Below are 18222 nucleotides of genomic sequence, written 5' to 3' on the forward strand. Positions count from 1 at the left end.
TCGGCAACCGGCATGGTGATGATAACGGTTATCGTTTACTGAAGATAGGCGCCGTCGTCCGGCAGTTGGTCAGCGAGTGTGGCAGCGACCCCGATGGCTCACCGCCGCGACTGGCCTGCCTGGGACCGGGCGGTGGATGTCGGCGGGTGGAAACCGGTCAAGCCCGTGACGAGCAGCAGGTACGCGGCCAGCTCCAGCAGCGCGGTGAGCGCCGCGACAGGGGACGGCGTCCACGGCGTGGACGCGATGGCGTAGGCGGCGGACCAGGCGAGCTGGTCGCCCGCGTACAGGGGCAGCGGCACGGCTCGGATGGCCGTATCCACATGGGACAGCGCGGTCACGGCGAGCAACGTCGCGCCGGCCGAGGCGAGCCACCGGCGGTGGCCGGCCAGTGCCGTGGCGAGCGCCAGCGCGGCCAACCCGAGCCCGAGTGGCGGCAGCACGGCCAGGCTCACGGCGATCACCGAACCGGCCAGGTCCGCCCCGGTCGGGTGGTCACGCTGGGCGGTCGCCAAGGTCAGCCAGATGGCGAGGATCCGGACCGCCGCGTACCCGGTGATCAGCACAGCCGCCAGCGCTGCGGTGACCGTTGTCCGCCGCCGCCGGGGGTGTACACCCGGTCCCAGGTGGCGATTACCCCGTCGGTGCCACGCCGCGAGCAGCAAGGCCACTGCGGTCAGCGACGCCCAGCAGATGGCGAGGCCCGCCTCGAAGCCGGCGAGTCGGTCGACGCCGGCGGTATCCGGCCGCAGCACCTGCCAGCCGTGACCCTCGGCCCGGTCGGCGGGCATCGTCCAGAGGGCGTCCAGCAGCAGTACGGCGAGCGCCGCCGGCACCGCCCACCGTGGCGTCGGCAGCCCGCTGGCCACGGCATAGATGATGAGCAGGCCGATCGCCAGCACCTCGGCGTAGCGCCAGGCCGGGCTGGCCGTCAGGACGCCGGCGGCGTGGATCACGGCGCACCCGCCTGCGGCGGTCAGGAGAACCGGTCCGCGACGCACCGGGTGAATCTAGCCCGGCCCTCCGTCAGCGGTCGGATCGCTCACCAACGCTCCAGGCAAACATCGACGGAGCAGCACCGCTGGCATTCGCTTGTAGGGCCAACGGTCGGACGGGTATCAGGCTTCGAACCTGCCGGTCTTGATCTCCTGGACGAAGCCGGTCCACCGGGTCGGGGTGAAGGACAGAACCGGCCCAGCCTGATCCTTGCTGTCACGCACCTGGGCGGCCTGGTCGACGTACCGCGCCTCCACGCAGGCACCGTTGTGGCCGCTGCGGCTGCTCGTGCGCCACTGGTTGTCGAGTGCCTTCATGGTGTCTCCCTATCCCGGAGGTCCTTGATCATCTCGGCCGATGCTGCGGGTGACAGGGCAGATGCCCGTAGGTCGTCGAAGACCCTGGCGCATCTCTGCACATCCTCACCTTCAGCGTAGAGGTCTCCGGTCAGCCCTTCGATGTAGACCACCCCTGGCCCCTCGTCGAAGCTGAGGATGTGGAAGCTCGACAACATCGAGGCGTATGCACCCTCCCCGAACGGGATGACCTGAATGATCACGTTCCACCGGTCCTGGGCTTCGAGCAGCGCTGTCAGCTGGTTGGTCATTACCTCCGGTCCGCCGATCCGGCGGTGCAGCACTGCCTCGTCGATGACCGCGACCAGGCGAAGCTTCTCCTCGGTGAGTAGCTTCTGTCGCTCCACGCGGACCGCGACCCGTTCCTCTACGGCCTGCGGCGTGGGCTGCTCAACGGCGGCGGCGGCGATCGCACGGGTGTAGTCGACGGTCTGCAGCAGGCCAGGCACCACGAGCGTCTCGAAGTTCTGGATCGTCGTCGCGGCGGACTCCAGTCCGATGTACTGCCGGTACGAGTTCGGCAGGTCTCCGTACTTCGCCCACCAGCCGCGTTGCTTGCCGCTCCGCGCCATCGACAGCAGGGTCTCGCGCAGCTCGGCGTCGGCGACGCCGTACAGGTCCAGTAGGGCGTTCAGCGCCGGACCCTTCAGCCCTACCCTGCCCTGCTCGATGCGGCGCAGGGTGCTTGCCGAGACTTCGATGGTGTCAGCTGCCTTCTCGGTGGTCACGTTGGCTTCCTCGCGTGCTCGGCGGAGCTGCACGCCGAGCTGGAACCGCACGAAGGTCGGGCTCGTCATGCCCACATTCTGCTCCTGACGCCTCGTTCTCGGCCATCCATATTTCGTCAATCCTAGATGGCTGCCAATCCTTGACTCCACAAAAGTGCGCGCGCAAACTGGACGCACGAGCCACACCGCGCAGATGCGAGGGAGCGGGCATGTCTCAACACGTCCCTGTCAACCGGGGGCACTGGCCGAAGGAAGCCCAGTGAGCACGCACACTCCGGATCGTCCCCACTGGATGTGTGCGAAGTGCGGACTTCCATGGCCGTGCGACGCGCGCCGTCAGGAGCTACTCGCCGAGTACACCGGTGCACGGGTGTCGCTGTCGGTCTACATGGCCACGTGCCTGATAGACGCCATGACCGACCTGCCGCTGCACAGGTCCGGGTACCTGTACTGGCGGTTCATTGGGTGGTGGCGCTGATGCTGTGTCGATGCCACAGGAGGGGATGTCGATGATGGAAGTGGGAGCGTTGTTCAGCGCGGCGCTGCTCGGCTTCTGTGCCGGGTTGTGGTCGTTCAAGGTCAAGTCTAGGTGGTGCCCGGACTGCGGGCGTACGACCTACCCGATAGCGGATCGGCGTGACGGGTAACCGACTACTCGCCACACCGGAGCCGAAACCCGGCGACGTCCTGATCATCGGCCGGGAAGCCAGCGTCCAGTTCGCCGATGACCGCGCCATCCGACTCCGGGTCATCGCCGTCGACTGCAAGTGGACCTACGACGGGTGGATCTGGCTAACCGGATACGTCATTGACCGTTACGGCAACGCAGCCGAACGGCGAGAGATCTTCGTCCAGCGCCACGGACTCTACCGACTGCCCCGGCGCACAGAAACCTGACCATCGACCAATTGATCAAGGGAGAGAAATGATCACCGAGATGCTACGTGACTGGTGGCTACGCTGGCTCGACTGGCGCTCCGGCCGGTCCACGGCGTCCCAGCGGCTGCACCACCTGCGCCGCGAGTTGCGGCGACAACGGCAGACGACACCGGTCCGCCACCACAGACTCGACGGCAACCGGGGACACCACTGGTCCACGCAGGCCACCGAACTCGTCCCGACCCTGCGCCCGTTGATGACATACGGCCAGCAACTCGGCTACCGGGTCGTCCTGCACGGCTCACCCTGACCGACGCACGCCCCGACACCCACCAAGCCGCAATGCCACGTAGCCTAGGTTGATCTTGATGGTGGCTGGACCCGATGGATGTGGATGGTCGGTGGACGCTGGTGGCGGATGCTGGCCGGTTCGTGGGGTTTCTTGACCCGGTACTGGTTGTGGCGGGCGCGTTTGACCGCGCGGGGGCAGGTGCGTTCGCGTCGGGTGGGGATCAGGAGAGCGGCGATCCGGGCGAGGTGGGTCGGTAGCTGGTCAGCCCAGTCCTGAGGGGGGAATGTCCGCCGTGCCGGTGGCGGTGCGGCGGATCAGGCGCAGGGCTCTGGTGAAGGAGATCCTGTCCGGATCGAGGTCGGCGGCGGCGGACGCTTTCGCTGTCAGCGCGCTGATCGCGTGGTGGACGATCAGGTAGGCCCAGATCTCCTGATGGGCCAGGTCCGGCAGACGGGACCGCAGCACCCGTCCGGGACCACGGAGGTGGGTTTTGAGCTGGTCGTTGGCGGTTTCCTCCTCCCACCGCTCGTGGTAGCCGCCAGCTAGTTCGTCGGCGTGGGCGTCGGCGGGGTCGACGATGGTGGTGATCAGGGCGATCAACTCGCCGGTGCCGTCGCCGACGCGGTCGGGAATGTCGTACTCGACCACCCGGGCGAGGTGGACGACCGGCAGGCCCCGGTCGTCGAACGCGTCGGGAACGCTGTTGATGTCGGTCAGGTCAGCTCCGGCGCGGGCGGCCGCGAGCAGTCGTTCCCGTCGACCGCCACGGACGGTCGGTTTGATCAGGACGGTGAGATAGGTGCCGTCGGACAGGATCTTGACCACGGGCAGGTCGAGCTGGGTCGGGGCCCGCCACAGCAGCGCGGCGCCGGTCGCGGCGGCGGTGTCCCACGCCTGCCAGGAGTAGAACCCCCGGTCGGCGGTGAGTAGTTCGTCGGACCGTAGCCGTGGGTACAGCCGCTGCGCGAGGGTCTTCTCCCCTTCCGGGTAGGCGCCGATCTCGGCGGCGACGAAGGCGTGGGTGCCGCACTCCGCGAGGGCCACGACCCGGGCCTTCGGAAACGCGGAACGGTTCCCCCCTGACCCGGCGTAGCCGAACTCGGCCGCGTTGGCCGTGCTGTCGGGCACATCGACGGTGAACCCGTCGATCGCCAGCAGCCGCCACCGGCGTAGGAACGACCCCCGCGCGGTCCCCAACGCGCCCGCCGGCGCTGTCGGGCCCGCCTCGCCCGCGACCGGCCCGCACGTGCGCTCGAACAGCTCGGCGAACACCCGGCGGCCCAACCGTTTCCGCGCCTGGCTGATGGCACTCGAGGTCGGCACGCTCCACGCCGCGTCCCAGCACCCGAACCGGTCCAACGACCCGGTGACCCTGGTCGCGACCTCGGTGTAGTCATCGTCGGGGAACAACGCCAACCCCAACGTCAGGTAGGTGCTCACGTGCGCCGGCAGTTTCCCGTCCGACCGCTGCTCCCGCACCCCGCACACCTCGATCGCGGCGTCGACCTCCTCCCGCGACACCTGCGAGATCAGCACCCCGAGCGTCACCTGATCCGGCCGTACCACTGGACGGTCCACCACATCCACCGACATGACCCGTGATCAAAACAGTCAGCCGAGCCGTGGTCGTCCCGCCACGCCGCACCGCCCAGGAGTCCACATCAAACCCGCAGGTCAAACCCAAGATCAACTTAGGCTACGTGGCATTGCACCAAGCCGGGGTCACACGCCCGCCCGGCCGGGATCACCAAGATCAGTTGAAGGTGAGATACCTTTCAACCGGCGGGAAAGGTATCTCACCTTCAACTCGTGGCGCCGGTGATCCGCGAAGCCGGGGAAGAGCGGGTCTGTATCGTCGGCGTAGGCGACGAGCAGACCGATCGCCAGCACCACGGCGTAGCGCCAGGGTGGACTGGTCGTCAGGACGCCGGCGGCATGGACGACGGCGCACCGGCCTGCGGCGGTCAGGAGAACCGGTCGGCGACGCACCGGGCAACTCGGTGGTCCCCGGGCCCGCGTTGCGACGTCGAATCTGGCCCGACCCCGGTCGACCTCGTCCGTCGGCGGTCTCCGACCGTGGGTGACCGGGTCGACCTCTGTGGATATTGACAGAAGTTTGTCAATTAGTAAACTTTCCTATCTGAGAGCGCTCTCACGACTTGCTCACATCGACCTCTCGGAGGTATGCAGATGAACCGCAAGCTGGGTGCGCTGCTGGGCCTGACCCTGAGCGCCAGCCTGCTCGCCGTACCGCCACCGGCCGCCGCCGCGCCGACCGTCGGCATCCCCGGCCCCGCCACGACCGCGCCGGCCACCACCGCCGAGATCGCCGATCCGGCCGACTCCGCCGCAGCCGCCGACGTGGCCGCGCTGCCCGCCGGCCAGCTCGCCGCACTGCGCCGGGATCTCGACCTCACCCCGGACCAGCTGGCCACCCGGCTCGCCGTCGAGGCGGCCGCCGTACCGATCGAACACCGCCTGCGTACCGAACTGGCCGACGCGTACGCCGGCACCTGGGTCGCCGACGACGGCCGTACCGTCGTCGTCGGGGTGACCGATCCGGCGCAGGCCGCCCGGGTCCGCGCGGTCGGGGCCGAACCCCGGACCGTCACCCGCAGCCTCGCCGAGCTGGACCGGCTCGCAGCCGGACTCGACCGGCGGGCCGCCAGCGCCGACGCCGCCGTGCACTCCTGGTACGTCGACCCGGTCACCAACACCGTGACCATCGAGGCCGCCGACGTCGCGGCGGCCACCGGCTTCGCCCGCGCCGCCGGGCTGCCCACCACCGCCACCTCGGTGGTACGCAGCGACGACGCCTACCGCCCGGTGTACGACATCCGGGGCGGTGACCAGTACGTGATCAACAACAGCGTGCTCTGCTCGGTCGGCTTCGCCGTCGCCGGCGGGTTCGTCACCGCCGGCCACTGCGGCGGCGTCGGTGCCTCCACCGCCGGCAGCGGGGTCGCGCAGGGCACCTTCCGGGGGTCGTCGTTCCCCGGTGACGACCTGGCCTGGGTGCAGACCAACGCCAACTGGGTGCCCCGGCCGTGGGTGAACAACTACGGCGGCGGCACGGTCAACGTCACCGGCTCCCGGGAGGCAGCGGTCGGTGCCGCCGTCTGCCGGTCCGGCCGGACCACCGGCTGGCGGTGCGGCACGATCACCGCCAAGAACGTCACCGTCAACTACTCGGGCCAGCTCGTCTACGGACTGGTCTCCAGCAGCGCCTGCGCGCAGCCCGGTGACTCCGGCGGCTCGTTCCTCGCCGGCACCCAGGCGCAGGGCGTCACCTCCGGCGCCGGTGGCACCTGCAGCTCCGGTGGCACCACCGTCTACCAGCCGGTCAACGAGATCCTGTCCCGCTACGGGCTGTCGCTGACCACCACCGGCGGCGGCTCGACCAGCCGGATCATCGGGCTCGCCGACAAGTGCATCGACGTGCCGAACTCCAACGGAGTCGACGGCCAGCACCTGCAGCTGTACCGGTGCAACGGCACCAACGCGCAGAACTGGACCTTCCCCGGCGACGGCACCATCCGGGCGCTGGGCCTGTGCATGGACGTCGCCTGGGGCTCGACCGCCAACGGTGCCGTGGTGCAGCTCGCGAACTGCAGCGGCAACCCGGCCCAGCAGTGGGTGCTCTCCGGCGCCGGTGACCTGGTCAACCCGCAGGCCAACAAGTGCGTCGACGTGGTCGACTGGAACACCGCCGACGGTGCCCGGCTGATCATCTACGAGTGCCACGGCGGCGCCAACCAGAAGTGGCGGCGCGGCTGACCGGCCCTTCCTCGGCCGGCGTCCCGACAGGGTTCCTGGTCACGGCGATCCCGCGCCCGGTTCCTGGCAGTCCACCGCGCCGGAACCGGGCGCGTGCTTGTCCGCCCCGAGGCGGTCGGACGGCTGCGGCGGCCTATGTTGGCAGGTGGGTGCGGTGTGCACTCGCGGCGGCCGACCATGGACACGTCGCCTACCTGCACGACGGCCGGCCGGTGTGCGAGCACCGGGCGGGAGAGAGGATCGAGACGTGGGGATCTACGACATTCCGCTCACCACCCTGGCCGGGCAGCCCGGCTCGCTGGGGGACTACGCCGGCAAGGCACTGTTGGTGGTCAACGTGGCGTCGAAGTGCGGGCTGACCCCGCAGTACGGCGGCCTGGAGCAGCTGCACGAGCGGTACGCCGACCGGGGCTTCTCGGTGGTCGGCTTCCCGTGCAACCAGTTCGGTGGTCAGGAGCCGGGCAGCGCCGAGGAGATCCAGGAGTTCTGCTCGGCGACGTACGGGGTGACGTTCCCGATGTTCGCCAAGATCGAGGTCAACGGGCCCGGCCGGCACCCCGTCTACGCCGAGCTGACCGAAACCGCCGACGTCGACGGCACGGCCGGTGACATCCAGTGGAACTTCGAGAAGTTCCTGATCGCGCCGGACGGCCGGGTGGTCGGCCGGTTCCGGCCCCGGGTCGAGCCGACCGACGACGCGGTGGTCGCCGCGATCGAGGCACAACTGCCCGGCTAGGGACTGACCTGGCACCGCCGTGCGGTCGCGGCCGGCCCCGGGCTGGGGCCGGCCGGCCGTACGGTCACCGCTGGTTGAAGGTCTGCTTCGGGTGACCCACGCAGTACCAGATCATCAGCGGCGCGCCCACCCCGTGACCGTCGACGTCCAGACACTTGCCGGTCAGCGGGTTGACCAGGGTGCCGCTGCGGCCCTGCCACTTCTGCCAGTTCTGCGCCGGGTTGCCGCTGCAGTACGCCACCTGTACTGCGGTGCCGTCCTCGCTGGCGCCCCAGGCCACGTCCATGCAGAGCCCGTTGGCGCGGATCGTGCCGTCGCTGCGCAACTGCCACCACTGCGACTTGTTCTCGGCGCAGCGCTGCAGGGTGAGCCGGGTCCCGTCGGAGCCGGCACCGGCGCTGACGCACAGCCCGGTCTCCTTGCCGACCAGTTGGTAGGTGTTGGACGGGCGTGCCGGGGCGGGCGGTGCGGCCGGGGTGGTCTGCTTCGGCGGGTTCTTCGTGGCGCGCGGGCTGGGTGGCGGCGCCGCCGGCCGGGTGCTGGCCGTACGCGGCGGGGTCGTCGCTGACCGGGGTTTCGGCGAACCGGTCGGGGAGGCGGCCGGGGTCGGCGACGCCGAAGGCGAGGGCGAGGGCGTGGCCGACGCTGACGCCGAAGGCGACGGCGACGCGTCGGTGGTCATCCGGGCGTCCATCGCGTAGAAGTCGGTGAGCCGCTGTACCGACTCCAGCAGGTTCTCGGTCTCCTTGTCGAGCGGGCCGTCGGTCTGCCGTACCGCGTCGACCCCGGCGTGGTACGCGGCCAGCGCCATCAGGTAGACGTCGCCTTCGGTGTCGCCGAACGACTCGACCAGCGCGCACATCGCGGTGCCGAACGCCGGGATGGCCGCCGCCGGCACCATCGGTGACGCGTCGGCCGACCCGTGCTCCTGCCACAGCTCGGCGGTGAACTGGGCGATGCCCTGCCGGTCGTCGGCGCCGACCAGGGTCGCGTCGAACCCGGACAGCGCCATCAACGAGGCGGCGACCGCCGGGGCGGTGACCGCCGGGCAGGCCGATCCGGCCTCGACGATCAGCTCGACGTACTCGGTGGGGATCGCCTTCGGCTGACGGTTCGTGTCGGCCGGCTCGTCGCCCGACCCGCCGAACTGCGGCAGCTTGCTGTAGTACGCCGCGTAGCCGCTGGCCTGGCCGACGTAGGTGAGCGCCGGATCGGGCACCCCGCCGGCGTCGGTGACCGTGTCCAGCCCGGTGTGGAACGCCGCGAGCGCCAGCCACCACTGGTCACCCGGCACCTCCGCCACCCGCAACTGGCCGCTGAGCTGGCACATCTGGCGGGCCAGGGCGATCACGTTGGCCTCGACGTCGGCGCGCTCCGCCGCCGGCCACGGGGCCCAGTCCTGCCAGTCCTGTGCGTCGAGCCCGGCGATGCCCTGCCCACCGGAGGTGGTGGTGTCCGCGCCGGCGTCCAGCCCGGACTCGGCCATCAGTTGGCCGGCGACCCGGGCCGGGTTGAGCATCGGGCACGACTCGGCGGCGGCGGCGATGACCGCCAACTGCTCGTCGGAGACCGGCTGGCCGATCAGGTCGTCGTCGCGGGCGGATGCCGCACCGAACCCGATGGTCGCGACGACCGTGGAAAGCGCGGCCAGCCCGGCGATGATGCCTGCCGTGGTGCGTCGCGGGAGCCGGTCGAGCAGGCGTCGGAACAGGTCGAGCAGGCGTCGGAACGGCAAGGATCCGGGCATCATGATCAACCACCGTCCCAGGTGCATCCGCCGAGGTGATTCCGGTCGACATTGAATCGATCGCACTCGGGCACGGTCAATGCCGGTTGGTGAAAGCTAGGAATCCTCCCGGGACTTGCCGACCGAACCGGGCTTGCCGACCGTACCGTCGGTCTGGTCCTCGCCGGCCAGCGCGGACCGCAACCGTTCCTTCTCGGACCGGCGGCGCTCGGCGGACTCGGCGATCTGCTGCGCCATCTCGTCCCGCCAGCCGCGCATCAAAAACCAGGACAGCGCGGCCGAGAAAATGACCGCGATCATAAGTTTAAGAAAAATGTTTATGTCGACCGGCCAGAGGGCCAGCACGACGATCACGAACAGCCCGATCCGGCCGAGCGTGTACTTCACCGCAGGGCTCATGCTTCTCCTCACCGGCCGTCCAGCCACCGGACGCCATGGAACCAGACCGCCGCGTACACCAGGGCGAAGACCGCCGCCCCGATCCCGCCGCCGGCCGTCGCCGGCAGCTCGGCCGCGATCCCGGCGGCGAGTAGCCCGGAGGCGACCCCGACCCCGGTCGCCACCGCGGCGGCGACGAACCGAGCGGAGCCGCCGGCCCAGGCCCGGAAGTCCTCGGCGAACAGCCACGCCGGCAGGATCACCGCCAACCAGCCGTTCGACTGGCCGAGCCGGCCGTCGCCGATCAGCGTGAACACGCCGTCGAACAGCAGCAGCACGACCAGGCCGATCACCAGGCCGGCGCCGACCACGCCGAGTAGATCCGGCAACGCGACGACCCGACCTGCGGCGTCCCGGCGCGGAAGACTGTCGCTCTTCGATTCCGTCATGACCACTTGAGGGTACGCCTGGGCTGGTGCCGCACCCGGACCAGGTTTGGCGGGCCGGCATCCGGACAACCGGCCGAGGTGACGGTGTCCGGAGTGCATCCGCTGCACCTGAGCTACGCGCTGCCGGTCGCCGCTGGTACTCCTCAGCGACGACCCGGGGCGTCGGCGGCCGGTGACGCCGCCCGGCAGCGCTGAATGTCCGGCCGGTGCTCGGGCCGGGCCGCCGTGGCCAGATCGGCGAGGATGCTGTCGACCAGCTCGATGACCCTGGGCTGGTCAGCGGCTGCCTGCCGGATGTCGGTGATCGAGGTGGCGAGGTGGCTGGCGAACGACTGCCGGCGGACGTGGACCCGGACCGTCCCGTCGTCGTCCCGGACGATCCTCGGCCGGTCCGGCCGGTCGGCCAGCCGGCGTAGCAGGTCGTGCGACTCCTGCAGGGCACGGACGGCGGTGGTGGCGTCGTTGATGCCGGGCGAGAGCGCCCGTTCGACGATGTCGGCGAGCTGCCGTAGCCCGAAGCCGACGTCCTGGCCGGGTACCCGTTCGACGCCGACCTCGACCGCCTGCGCCGCCTTCGTCGCGTCGATCGGGCCCGGCGGTGTGTCTCCGACGGCGTGTACGGCGACCAGCGGCATGCCTGCCACGACGAACTCGCCGGGGATCCGCTCGACGGTGAGGGCGCAGCGGTGCCGGCGGGCGAGCCGCGCCAGCGATTTGATGTCGACCTCGATGACCACACCGGTGGCCGGTGCGGCCAGCACGTCGACGACCGGGCCGTCCGGCGTACCAGCCGGATCGGTCGGCCGGGGCGCCCACCGGTCGATGCTACGCCTGCTCTGGACCCCGATCGCCGCGATCATGTGCGAGACCCGCATCAGAGCGGTCATGTGGTGCAGGTAGTAGATGAACATTCCGGTGCTGCCCAGTACCAGGGCCATCGACACGGCCAGCGACAGCGCCGGCAGCCGGGCGTCGGACTGGTCCGGCAGCGCGGCGAGGACCACCATGGCGAACAGGAACGTCGCGACGAACGTGCCCAGGGTGGCCTGGGGGATCCGGTCGCTCAGGAACGTCCGCAGCACCCGGGGCGAGTACTGGCTGGAGGCCAGCTGCACCGCGACCACCGTGATGGAGAAGACCAACGCGGTGAACGAGATCATCGCGGTGATCACCGACGACAGCAGCGACCTGGCGCCGGCCGGCCCGCTCGGCAGGAAGCCGTCCAGCGGCAGTCGTAGCCGCAGCTCCAGGGCGGTGAGCAGGATCGCGCCGAGTACCGCACCGGTCGCGAACGTCGCCGGTACCGCCCAGAAACTGCCCCACACGCCACGGAGGCGGGACAGCGTCTCACGCGGCGGACTCACCGCAGGGCCTTTCCCGTCTCGTGCGGGTCGACACCTGCCGGCCCGCTAAAGTCGGCTCAGGCCCCGGCACCGGTGTTGGCCGGGCCGGCTCGCTCAGGCCCAGATCTGCTGCGGCTCGGCCCGCCGGTCGGCCAGTGCCGGCGGCCGGTCGTACTCGCGTACCACCTGGTAGCGGGTGTCCCGCTCGACCGGCTGGAAGCCGGCGTCCCAGATCAGGTGCAGCAGGTCCTCGCGGTGCATGGTGTTCGGTGTGCCGTAGGAGTCCGCGTCGTGGGTGATCTTGTACTCGACCACTGACCCGTCGAGGTCGTCGACGCCGAAGTTGAGCGACAACTGCGCCACGGACAGCCCGTGCATCACCCAGAAACACTTGACGTGCGGCACGTTGTCGAACAGCAGCCGGGACACCGCGAAGGTCTTCAACGACTCGGCCGGTGCCGCCATCGTGGTGCGCTCCTGGATCCGGTTACGGATCTTGCCGTCCGCCGAGTCGACGAAGTCGTGCTGGTAGCGCAGCGGGATGAAGACGGTGAAGCCGCCGGTCTCGTCCTGCAGTTCGCGCAGCCGCAGCACGTGGTCCACCCGGTGGCGGGGCTCCTCGATGTGCCCGTACAGCATGGTCGACGGGGTGCGCAGCCCCTTGCTGTGGGCCAGCCGGTGAATCCGTGACCAGTCCTCCCAGTGGCAGGCGTGGTCGACGATGTGCTGACGGACCTCCCAGTCGAAGATCTCCGCACCACCACCGGTCAGCGACTCCAGACCGGCGTCCATCAGCTCGTCGAGGATCTCGTCCGCCGGCAGCCCGCTGATCTTCTCGAACCACTGCACCTCGGTCGCGGTGAACGCCTTGAGCTTGACGTTCGGCAGCGCCGACTTGAGCTCGCGCAGCACCTTCGGGTAGTACCGCCAGGGCAGGGTCGGGTGCAGACCGTTGACGATGTGCAGCTCGGTGAGCTGCTCGTCCTCCATCTCCTTGGCCTTGCGGACCGCTTCGTCGATGCGCATCGTGTACGCGTCCTTCTCGCCCGGCTTACGCTGGAACGAGCAGTACGCGCAGGAGGCGCTGCACACGTTGGTCAAATTCAGGTGCCGGTTGACGTTGAACATCACCCGGTCGCCGTTGAGCTCGGTCCGCCGGTGATGCGCCAGCCGGCCCAGCCAGGCCAGGTCGTCGCTGGCGTACAGGTCCACCCCGTCGGTGTGGTCCAGCCGCTCCCCGGCGTACACCTTGTCTTCGAGCTCACGCTTGCGACCAGCGTCCACGTCCGCCACGCCCCTTCCCGGCCGGCCACGCCGACGACCCGCCGTCGACGACCATCAGCCGTGATCCGCGTTCGAGCGTACGTCCCGGGCCCGCCGGTCGGCTCGTCGCCCGGCGGCACAGCGACCTGCGTCATGCCCGGGTCGCCAACCTCTCAGCTTCTCGTTACCTCAGGAAACATCGACATCAGCAGCCCCGTGCGGTAAGACCGATGTGGGACAGGCGACACCAGGCGACGCTACTCGGTTCCGGCGCATCAGCACCGGGACAAATGCGCCGTACGGGGAGCGAGCGGGCATGGCACGAAGAAGTAGGGGCGCGGCAGTGGGCCAGCGGCGCGACGGAGCACGGCGGCAACGCCGGTTCGTGATGGTCGGTGCCGTTCCGGTCCGGCTGAGCCCGGCCCTGTGGGCCGGTCTGCTCGGTGCCGTCACCGCGGTCGCCCTCGCCTCCCCGGTGTACGCCCAGCCGGTGACCGTGCCGGACACCGGCAGCCGACCGGTGCCCGCCGGCGGCCTGCAACTGCCCGGCACCGGCCCGACGACCGACGCGCCGGCCATCACCCCCACCCCGGTGGAGGGCCCACTCGCCGCGCAGATCTACGCCGGTGAGACCGAGGTCGCGCTGCTCGGTCAGCAGCTGCTCGAGCTGGAACAGGAGCAGACCGCGGCGGAGACCGCGCTGGCCGCCGCCGAGCAGTCGCTGCGCGAGGCGCGGACCGCGCTGATCGAGGCGCAGCGGGACGCGGACAGCGCGGCGTCGTACGCCCTGAAGGACGCCGCCGCGATGCCGCCCGGCGAGTACCGCGGTGACCTGCACGGACTCGGTGCCCTGTCCCGGCTGCAACGGGGCCAGCAGCCGGGTGTCGGCACCGACGCCGCCAACCGGGACGTTTCGCTCGCCGCAGCCGCCGAGCAGGAGGCGTACCAGACCTACACGGCGGCGCTGGCCCTGGTCGACGCGCTGCGCAGCGAGTTCGGCAGCACTGAGGGCACTTTCAAGCAGCGGGAGACCGCGCTGCTCGCGTTGAAGGAGCAGAACACCGAGCAGCTGGTGGCGATCGAACGCCAGCGGGAGGCCGCCGAGCAGGAGATCGGGCAGGGCATCGACGGGATCGACGGTGCCGCCGCCCACCCCCGTGCCGTCGCCGCCCTGGAGTTCGCTCTCAAGCAGCTCGGCAAGCCGTACCTGTGGGGGGCCGAGGGGCCGCACCGCTACGACTGTTCCGGCCTGATGTGGGCGGCGTACCGGTCGCCCGGTGCCGACTACTTCAGCCTGCCCCGGGTCGCCAAGGACCAGTACTACGCGACCCGGCACAACAAGGTGGACCGGTCGGCGCTGCTCCCCGGCGACCTGATCTTCTTCGCCTCCGGGTCCAGTTGGACGACGGTGCACCACGTCGGGATGTACGTCGGCAACGGCAAGATGGTGCACGCGCCGACCACCGGAGACGTGGTCAAGGTCTCCACCGTCTGGTGGTCCCGGTTCTACGCGGCGACCCGGGTGATCCGCGAGGTCGCCCCGACCCCGACCCCGACCCCGACCCCGACCCCGACGCCCACGCCGTCGCCGGACCCGTCGCCCGACCCGACACCGGACCCCACGGATTCGCCGTCGCCCGACCCGTCCGACTCACCGTCCCCGGATCCCACGGATTCGCCGTCGCCGGACCCGTCCGACTCACCGTCGCCTTCCCCATCGCCGTCGACCAGCCCGTCCACGCCCGGTCCGATGCCGACGCCGAGTGACCCCAGCCCGTCGCCGACCGACCCCGACTCCGGGACGCCGGATCCGGACGCGAGCGGCTCCGGGACGCCGACCAGTACCCCGAGCGGGTCGAGTTCCGCGTCGGCCAGCCCGAGCGCGTCGACGACGTCGACCGGCACCCCGAGCGCCGGGCCGCTGGAAGGCTGACCGTACGTCCACCGGTCGGACCGTTGCGACCAGGACCGGACAGACGGCCACGGTCGGTACGCCGATACTCCGGCTGTGCCGAGGTGCATCGGTATGGCACGGTAAACCGGCGGACTCCTCACCGGCCGGAGGTGTTCCGGTGAGCTGGCACGGGAGGCAGTGATGGACGAAGCTCGGCCCTGGTCGTCGGTGGACCAGGTCGATGGTGGTCAGCGGCGGGTGCCCGACCAGGTCGACCGGTCCGGATCGGCGCCGCCACCGGCGGAGGAGTTGCCGGCTCCGTTCAGTCCACCGCCACCGCCACCGGACGGGGCGCTGTGGGCGTCGCCGGTCGGCACCGGCTCCGGTGCCGACGTCCCGGTCGTCCCTGGTGCGTCTTCCCCGTCGGCGGCCGCGCCGTCGGCTCCGACCTCGCCAGCGGCCGCGTCGCCGGCGTCCGCATGGTCGGCGTTCGCCTCGCCCTGGCAGCCGCCGGCCACGACTGACCGGCCGCCGACCGACCATGCCGCGTCGGCGTCCGCAGCCGCCGCGACCGAGCCACCCGCCGCGGCGTCGTCGCCTCCGGCGGCCAGCGGGGAGGCCGCGGCGGCCCGTGCCCGCGCCACGGTGGCCGGAGCGCAACGGATCTCCGCCAGTGACGTCGGCGCGCTCCGGGTGCCGACCGGCGGGACCCGGGTCTACGGTGCGCGTCGTACCGAGGAGCCCTCGCCCAGCGATCCGGCCCTACCCCCTGACCCGGTACAGCCGCCTGCACCTGCGGAACCGCCGTCCGGGCCGACCTCACCCGAGCCGGAACCCGCCCCGGCCCCGGCTCCGCCGTTGCCGCCACGGCCGACCTCACCCGGTCCGCCACCAGGCCCGTACCCACCGGCCCCGGGTCCGAACCCACCGGGCCCGACTCCGCCACCGCCGTTCCCGCCGCCGGCCGGGGCCGCATACCAGATGACCCAGGCGGCCGGTGGCTACACGATCCCGCCGGCGGTCCCACCGTCGCCGTGGCGCGAGTCACCGCCGACGCCCTGGCACGAGCCACCGGCACCGCCGGAGCCGGTCGTGCCGCCGGAGCCTCCGCCGGCCTACGGGCAGTGGCCGCGCACCAGCCCCGCCCCGGCGGCCGGGCGGGTGTACGGGGCCCGCCGGCCCGACAGCGACGCGCCCGGACCCGGCCCGGCCGGTGTTTCCGGCGTACCTCCCCGGGCCGGTGCTTCCGGCGTACCTTCCCAACCCGGTGCGGCCGGCCGGCCAGCGGCCGATCCGACGATGGGTCTGCCGATGGGGGCACGTGGCGGCATGTCCGGGGCACCGGGCGGCGTGGCGTTCAATCCCGCGGTGGAAAATTCCGGCTCGCTGACCGGCCACATCCTGGCCCAGGGCTGGGCGGACCTGCCTGAGCGGGAGGACCGCAGTACCACCAAGGTGGTGCTGGCCATGGTGGTCGGCCTGGCCGTGATGGTGGTGGTCGGCGTCGTCGCGGTGCTCCTCGTGGGTAACACCTTCGCCGACATCTTCGACGGGCTGCTGGGCGGTTGACGCCGGATCGGCGGGGGTGAGCCGGCCCACCGGTCAGACGGGTCAGGTGGCAGCGGCGCGGCAAACCCGTACACTTGTCACTCGATCATCAACCCGGCGCGCTACCGCGTGCTCATGGGCGATCTTGCGGGCGATTCAACGGTGCACACCGGAACGGGCCATTCGCGAAGATCCGCCCCGCTCTGAGAGGTTTTCTTGACCACCTTCGCTGATCCCAGCACGTTCCCCTCCGTTCTCGACACCGTGCCCGAAGCCGCCGACCTGCCGGTGGAGCAGGCGACCAGCCAGGTCGCCGAGCCGGTCGTGGCGGCCGCGGCCGCCGAGCCGGTCGCCGACGAGCCTGACTTCGCGGCGCTCGGGTTGCCCCGGCAACTGGTCCGGACCCTCGCCCGGGAGGGCATCACGACTCCGTTCGAGATCCAGCGCGCCACCGTGCCCGACGCGCTGGCCGGCCGGGACGTGCTCGGCCGGGGCCAGACCGGCTCCGGCAAGACCCTCGCGTTCGGCCTGCCGTTGCTGGCCCGGATCGCCGACGGTCGCCGGGCCCGCCCACTGCGGCCCCGGGCGCTGATCCTGGTCCCCACCCGCGAGCTGGCGATGCAGGTCAACGACGCGTTGTTCCCGCTGGGCCGGGCGGTCGGGGTCTTCCTCAAGACGGCGGTCGGCGGCGTCCCGTACGACCGGCAGATCGATTCGCTGCGTCGCGGTGTGGAAATCATCGTGGCCACCCCGGGGCGGCTCGGTGACCTGATCCAGCGCGGCGTCTGCCAGCTGGACGACATCGAGATCACTGTCCTGGACGAGGCGGACCAGATGGCCGACATGGGCTTCCTGCCGGAGGTCACCGAGCTGCTGGCCAAGACTCCGGCGGACGCTCAGCGGCTGCTCTTCTCGGCCACCTTGGACAACGACGTCGACACGCTGGTCCAGCGGTTCATGACCGACCCGGTCACCCATTCCACCGCGCCGGCCACCGCTGCGGTGACCACCATGGACCACCATCTGCTGCTGATCCCGCCGAACGACAAGTTCGCCGTGGCCGCCTCGATCGCCGCGCGCTCCGGGCGGACCATGATGTTCGCCCGTACCCAGCTGGGCGTGGACCGGCTGGTGGACCAGTTGGCGTCGGTCGGGGTGCGGGCCGGTGCCCTGCACGGCGGCAAGACCCAGCGGGTACGCACCCGTACCCTCGCAGAGTTCAAGGAAGGGCGGACGAACGTCCTGGTCGCCACGGACGTGGCCGCCCGGGGCATCCACGTCGACGGGGTCTCGTTGGTGGTGCACGTCGACCCGCCGAAGGATCCCAAGGACTACCTGCACCGGGCGGGGCGGACCGCGCGGGCCGGCGAGTCCGGCGCGGTTGCCACCCTGGTGCTGCCGAAGCAGCGGCGCAGCACCCTGGCCATGCTGGAGAAGGCCGGGGTGGAGCCGGCCCAGACTCGGGTACGCCGCGGCGACGCGGCGCTGTCCGAGCTGACCGGAGCGACCGAGCCGAGCGGCGTACCGATCGTGAACGAGCCGGAGCCGCCCCGGCAGTCCCGCCCCCGGGGGGACCGGTTCCGACCGGACCGCCCCGACCGCTTCCGAGGGCGGGGCGACCGCTCCCGGGCCGACGGGCCGGACCGCTTCCGGGCCGACGGCGAGCGGGGTGCCCGGGGCGGTGCCGACCGGGCCGGCCGGGGCGGTGCCGACCGCGCCGGCGGTGACCGGCGCTTCACCGACCGGCGGCCGAGCCGCAGCTACTGACCCGCTACGACCCGCGTGCGTGACCGGCGCCGACGACCCGCTCCGCGGCGGCTCGTCGGGCCGGTACGG

Annotated in this window: 18 protein-coding genes; 7 read left to right on the forward strand and 11 right to left on the reverse strand. The window is 71.2% G+C overall.

Going from position 1 to position 18222, the window contains the following annotated elements; genetic code table 11:
- Positions 1 to 98: 98 nt before the first annotated feature.
- The 3 genes from EDC02_RS38675 to EDC02_RS38685 all read right to left on the reverse strand — a co-directional run bounded on the left by EDC02_RS38675 (position 99) and on the right by EDC02_RS38685 (position 2149).
- Positions 99 to 1001: a hypothetical protein gene (locus EDC02_RS38675; RefSeq protein ID WP_123607009.1), complete on the reverse strand. Its 903-nt coding sequence runs from the start codon at positions 999 to 1001 to the stop codon at positions 99 to 101.
- Between the two features lie 117 nt (positions 1002 to 1118).
- Positions 1119 to 1313 carry a DUF397 domain-containing protein gene (locus tag EDC02_RS38680; protein ID WP_123607010.1) on the reverse strand — a complete coding sequence of 65 codons (195 nt, stop codon included), beginning with the start codon at positions 1311 to 1313 and terminating at the stop codon, positions 1119 to 1121.
- Positions 1310 to 2149, reverse strand: coding sequence for a helix-turn-helix transcriptional regulator (locus EDC02_RS38685; protein ID WP_123607011.1), 840 nt, complete (start codon positions 2147 to 2149; stop codon positions 1310 to 1312). Before EDC02_RS38685 ends, EDC02_RS38680 begins: the two co-directional genes overlap by 4 nt.
- Positions 2150 to 2716: 567 nt before the next feature.
- Here EDC02_RS38685 and EDC02_RS38695 point away from each other — a divergent pair.
- Together EDC02_RS38695 and EDC02_RS38700 are read left to right on the forward strand one after the other, a co-directional pair.
- Positions 2717 to 2977 (forward strand): hypothetical protein, encoded by a 261-nt coding sequence (locus tag EDC02_RS38695; protein ID WP_123607013.1) that lies wholly within the window; start codon positions 2717 to 2719, stop codon positions 2975 to 2977.
- A gap of 28 nt (positions 2978 to 3005) precedes the next feature.
- Complete coding sequence (locus tag EDC02_RS38700) at positions 3006 to 3269, forward strand: hypothetical protein (RefSeq protein WP_123607014.1); 264 nt, start codon at positions 3006 to 3008, stop codon at positions 3267 to 3269.
- 243 nt (positions 3270 to 3512) lie between these two features.
- Here EDC02_RS38700 and EDC02_RS38705 read toward each other — a convergent pair whose 3' ends face one another.
- Positions 3513 to 4829, reverse strand: coding sequence for an IS4 family transposase (locus EDC02_RS38705; RefSeq protein WP_233605980.1), 1317 nt, complete (start codon positions 4827 to 4829; stop codon positions 3513 to 3515).
- Between the two features lie 144 nt (positions 4830 to 4973).
- Positions 4974 to 5144, reverse strand: a complete 171-nt coding sequence (locus EDC02_RS40665) for a hypothetical protein (RefSeq protein WP_158632464.1) — start codon at positions 5142 to 5144, stop codon at positions 4974 to 4976.
- Between the two features lie 297 nt (positions 5145 to 5441).
- Here EDC02_RS40665 and EDC02_RS38710 point away from each other — a divergent pair, with 297 nt between their 5' ends.
- Together EDC02_RS38710 and EDC02_RS38715 are read left to right on the forward strand one after the other, a co-directional pair.
- On the forward strand, positions 5442 to 7028 hold the full coding sequence (locus EDC02_RS38710) for a ricin-type beta-trefoil lectin domain protein (RefSeq protein WP_123607480.1): 1587 nt from the start codon (positions 5442 to 5444) through the stop codon (positions 7026 to 7028).
- Between the two features lie 247 nt (positions 7029 to 7275).
- Complete coding sequence (locus EDC02_RS38715; RefSeq protein WP_123607015.1) at positions 7276 to 7764, forward strand: glutathione peroxidase; 489 nt, start codon at positions 7276 to 7278, stop codon at positions 7762 to 7764.
- Between the two features lie 64 nt (positions 7765 to 7828).
- Here EDC02_RS38715 and EDC02_RS38720 read toward each other — a convergent pair whose 3' ends face one another.
- The 5 genes from EDC02_RS38720 to mqnE all read right to left on the reverse strand — a co-directional run bounded on the left by EDC02_RS38720 (position 7829) and on the right by mqnE (position 12965).
- Complete coding sequence (locus tag EDC02_RS38720; RefSeq protein WP_233606668.1) at positions 7829 to 9514, reverse strand: ricin-type beta-trefoil lectin domain protein; 1686 nt, start codon at positions 9512 to 9514, stop codon at positions 7829 to 7831.
- Between the two features lie 93 nt (positions 9515 to 9607).
- Complete coding sequence (locus EDC02_RS38725) at positions 9608 to 9910, reverse strand: DUF4229 domain-containing protein (protein WP_123607016.1); 303 nt, start codon at positions 9908 to 9910, stop codon at positions 9608 to 9610.
- A gap of 8 nt (positions 9911 to 9918) precedes the next feature.
- Entirely contained in the window at positions 9919 to 10338 is a 420-nt protein-coding gene (locus EDC02_RS38730; RefSeq protein WP_123607482.1) for a hypothetical protein, read from the reverse strand.
- Positions 10339 to 10481: 143 nt separating this feature from the next.
- The gene (locus tag EDC02_RS38735) at positions 10482 to 11702 is read right to left on the reverse strand and encodes a DUF2254 domain-containing protein (RefSeq protein WP_123607017.1); all 1221 of its coding nucleotides are present in this window, start codon (positions 11700 to 11702) and stop codon (positions 10482 to 10484) included.
- 93 nt (positions 11703 to 11795) lie between these two features.
- On the reverse strand, positions 11796 to 12965 hold the full coding sequence (gene mqnE / locus EDC02_RS38740) for an aminofutalosine synthase MqnE (protein ID WP_123607483.1): 1170 nt from the start codon (positions 12963 to 12965) through the stop codon (positions 11796 to 11798).
- A 295-nt stretch (positions 12966 to 13260) separates the two neighbouring features.
- Here mqnE and EDC02_RS38745 point away from each other — a divergent pair, with 295 nt between their 5' ends.
- Positions 13261 to 14877 (forward strand): C40 family peptidase, encoded by a 1617-nt coding sequence (locus EDC02_RS38745; RefSeq protein ID WP_123607018.1) that lies wholly within the window; start codon positions 13261 to 13263, stop codon positions 14875 to 14877.
- A gap of 209 nt (positions 14878 to 15086) precedes the next feature.
- Here EDC02_RS38745 and EDC02_RS38750 read toward each other — a convergent pair whose 3' ends face one another.
- A complete protein-coding gene (locus EDC02_RS38750) occupies positions 15087 to 15482 on the reverse strand; it encodes a BatC protein (protein WP_123607019.1) in 396 nt (131 codons plus the stop codon).
- Positions 15483 to 15819: 337 nt separating this feature from the next.
- Here EDC02_RS38750 and EDC02_RS38755 point away from each other — a divergent pair, with 337 nt between their 5' ends.
- Positions 15820 to 16407 carry a hypothetical protein gene (locus tag EDC02_RS38755; RefSeq protein ID WP_123607020.1) on the forward strand — a complete coding sequence of 196 codons (588 nt, stop codon included), beginning with the start codon at positions 15820 to 15822 and terminating at the stop codon, positions 16405 to 16407.
- 303 nt (positions 16408 to 16710) lie between these two features.
- On the forward strand, positions 16711 to 18153 hold the full coding sequence (locus tag EDC02_RS38760; protein WP_233606744.1) for a DEAD/DEAH box helicase: 1443 nt from the start codon (positions 16711 to 16713) through the stop codon (positions 18151 to 18153).
- Positions 18154 to 18222: the final 69 nt, after the last annotated feature.

Origin of the sequence: Micromonospora sp. Llam0 (assembly GCF_003751085.1) — a bacterium.
GTDB lineage: Bacteria > Actinomycetota > Actinomycetes > Mycobacteriales > Micromonosporaceae > Micromonospora_E.

Coding starts and splice junctions, on each gene's coding strand:
- EDC02_RS38680 (WP_123607010.1), bottom strand. CDS start 1,313: ATGAAGGCACTCGACAACCAGTGGCGCACGAGCAGCCGCAGCGGCCAC.
- EDC02_RS38685 (WP_123607011.1), bottom strand. CDS start 2,149: ATGACGAGCCCGACCTTCGTGCGGTTCCAGCTCGGCGTGCAGCTCCGC.
- EDC02_RS38700 (WP_123607014.1), top strand. CDS start 3,006: ATGATCACCGAGATGCTACGTGACTGGTGGCTACGCTGGCTCGACTGG.
- EDC02_RS38710 (WP_123607480.1), top strand. CDS start 5,442: ATGAACCGCAAGCTGGGTGCGCTGCTGGGCCTGACCCTGAGCGCCAGC.
- EDC02_RS38720 (WP_233606668.1), bottom strand. CDS start 9,514: ATGATGCCCGGATCCTTGCCGTTCCGACGCCTGCTCGACCTGTTCCGA.
- EDC02_RS38725 (WP_123607016.1), bottom strand. CDS start 9,910: ATGAGCCCTGCGGTGAAGTACACGCTCGGCCGGATCGGGCTGTTCGTG.
- EDC02_RS38730 (WP_123607482.1), bottom strand. CDS start 10,338: ATGACGGAATCGAAGAGCGACAGTCTTCCGCGCCGGGACGCCGCAGGT.
- EDC02_RS38745 (WP_123607018.1), top strand. CDS start 13,261: ATGGCACGAAGAAGTAGGGGCGCGGCAGTGGGCCAGCGGCGCGACGGA.
- EDC02_RS38755 (WP_123607020.1), top strand. CDS start 15,820: ATGACCCAGGCGGCCGGTGGCTACACGATCCCGCCGGCGGTCCCACCG.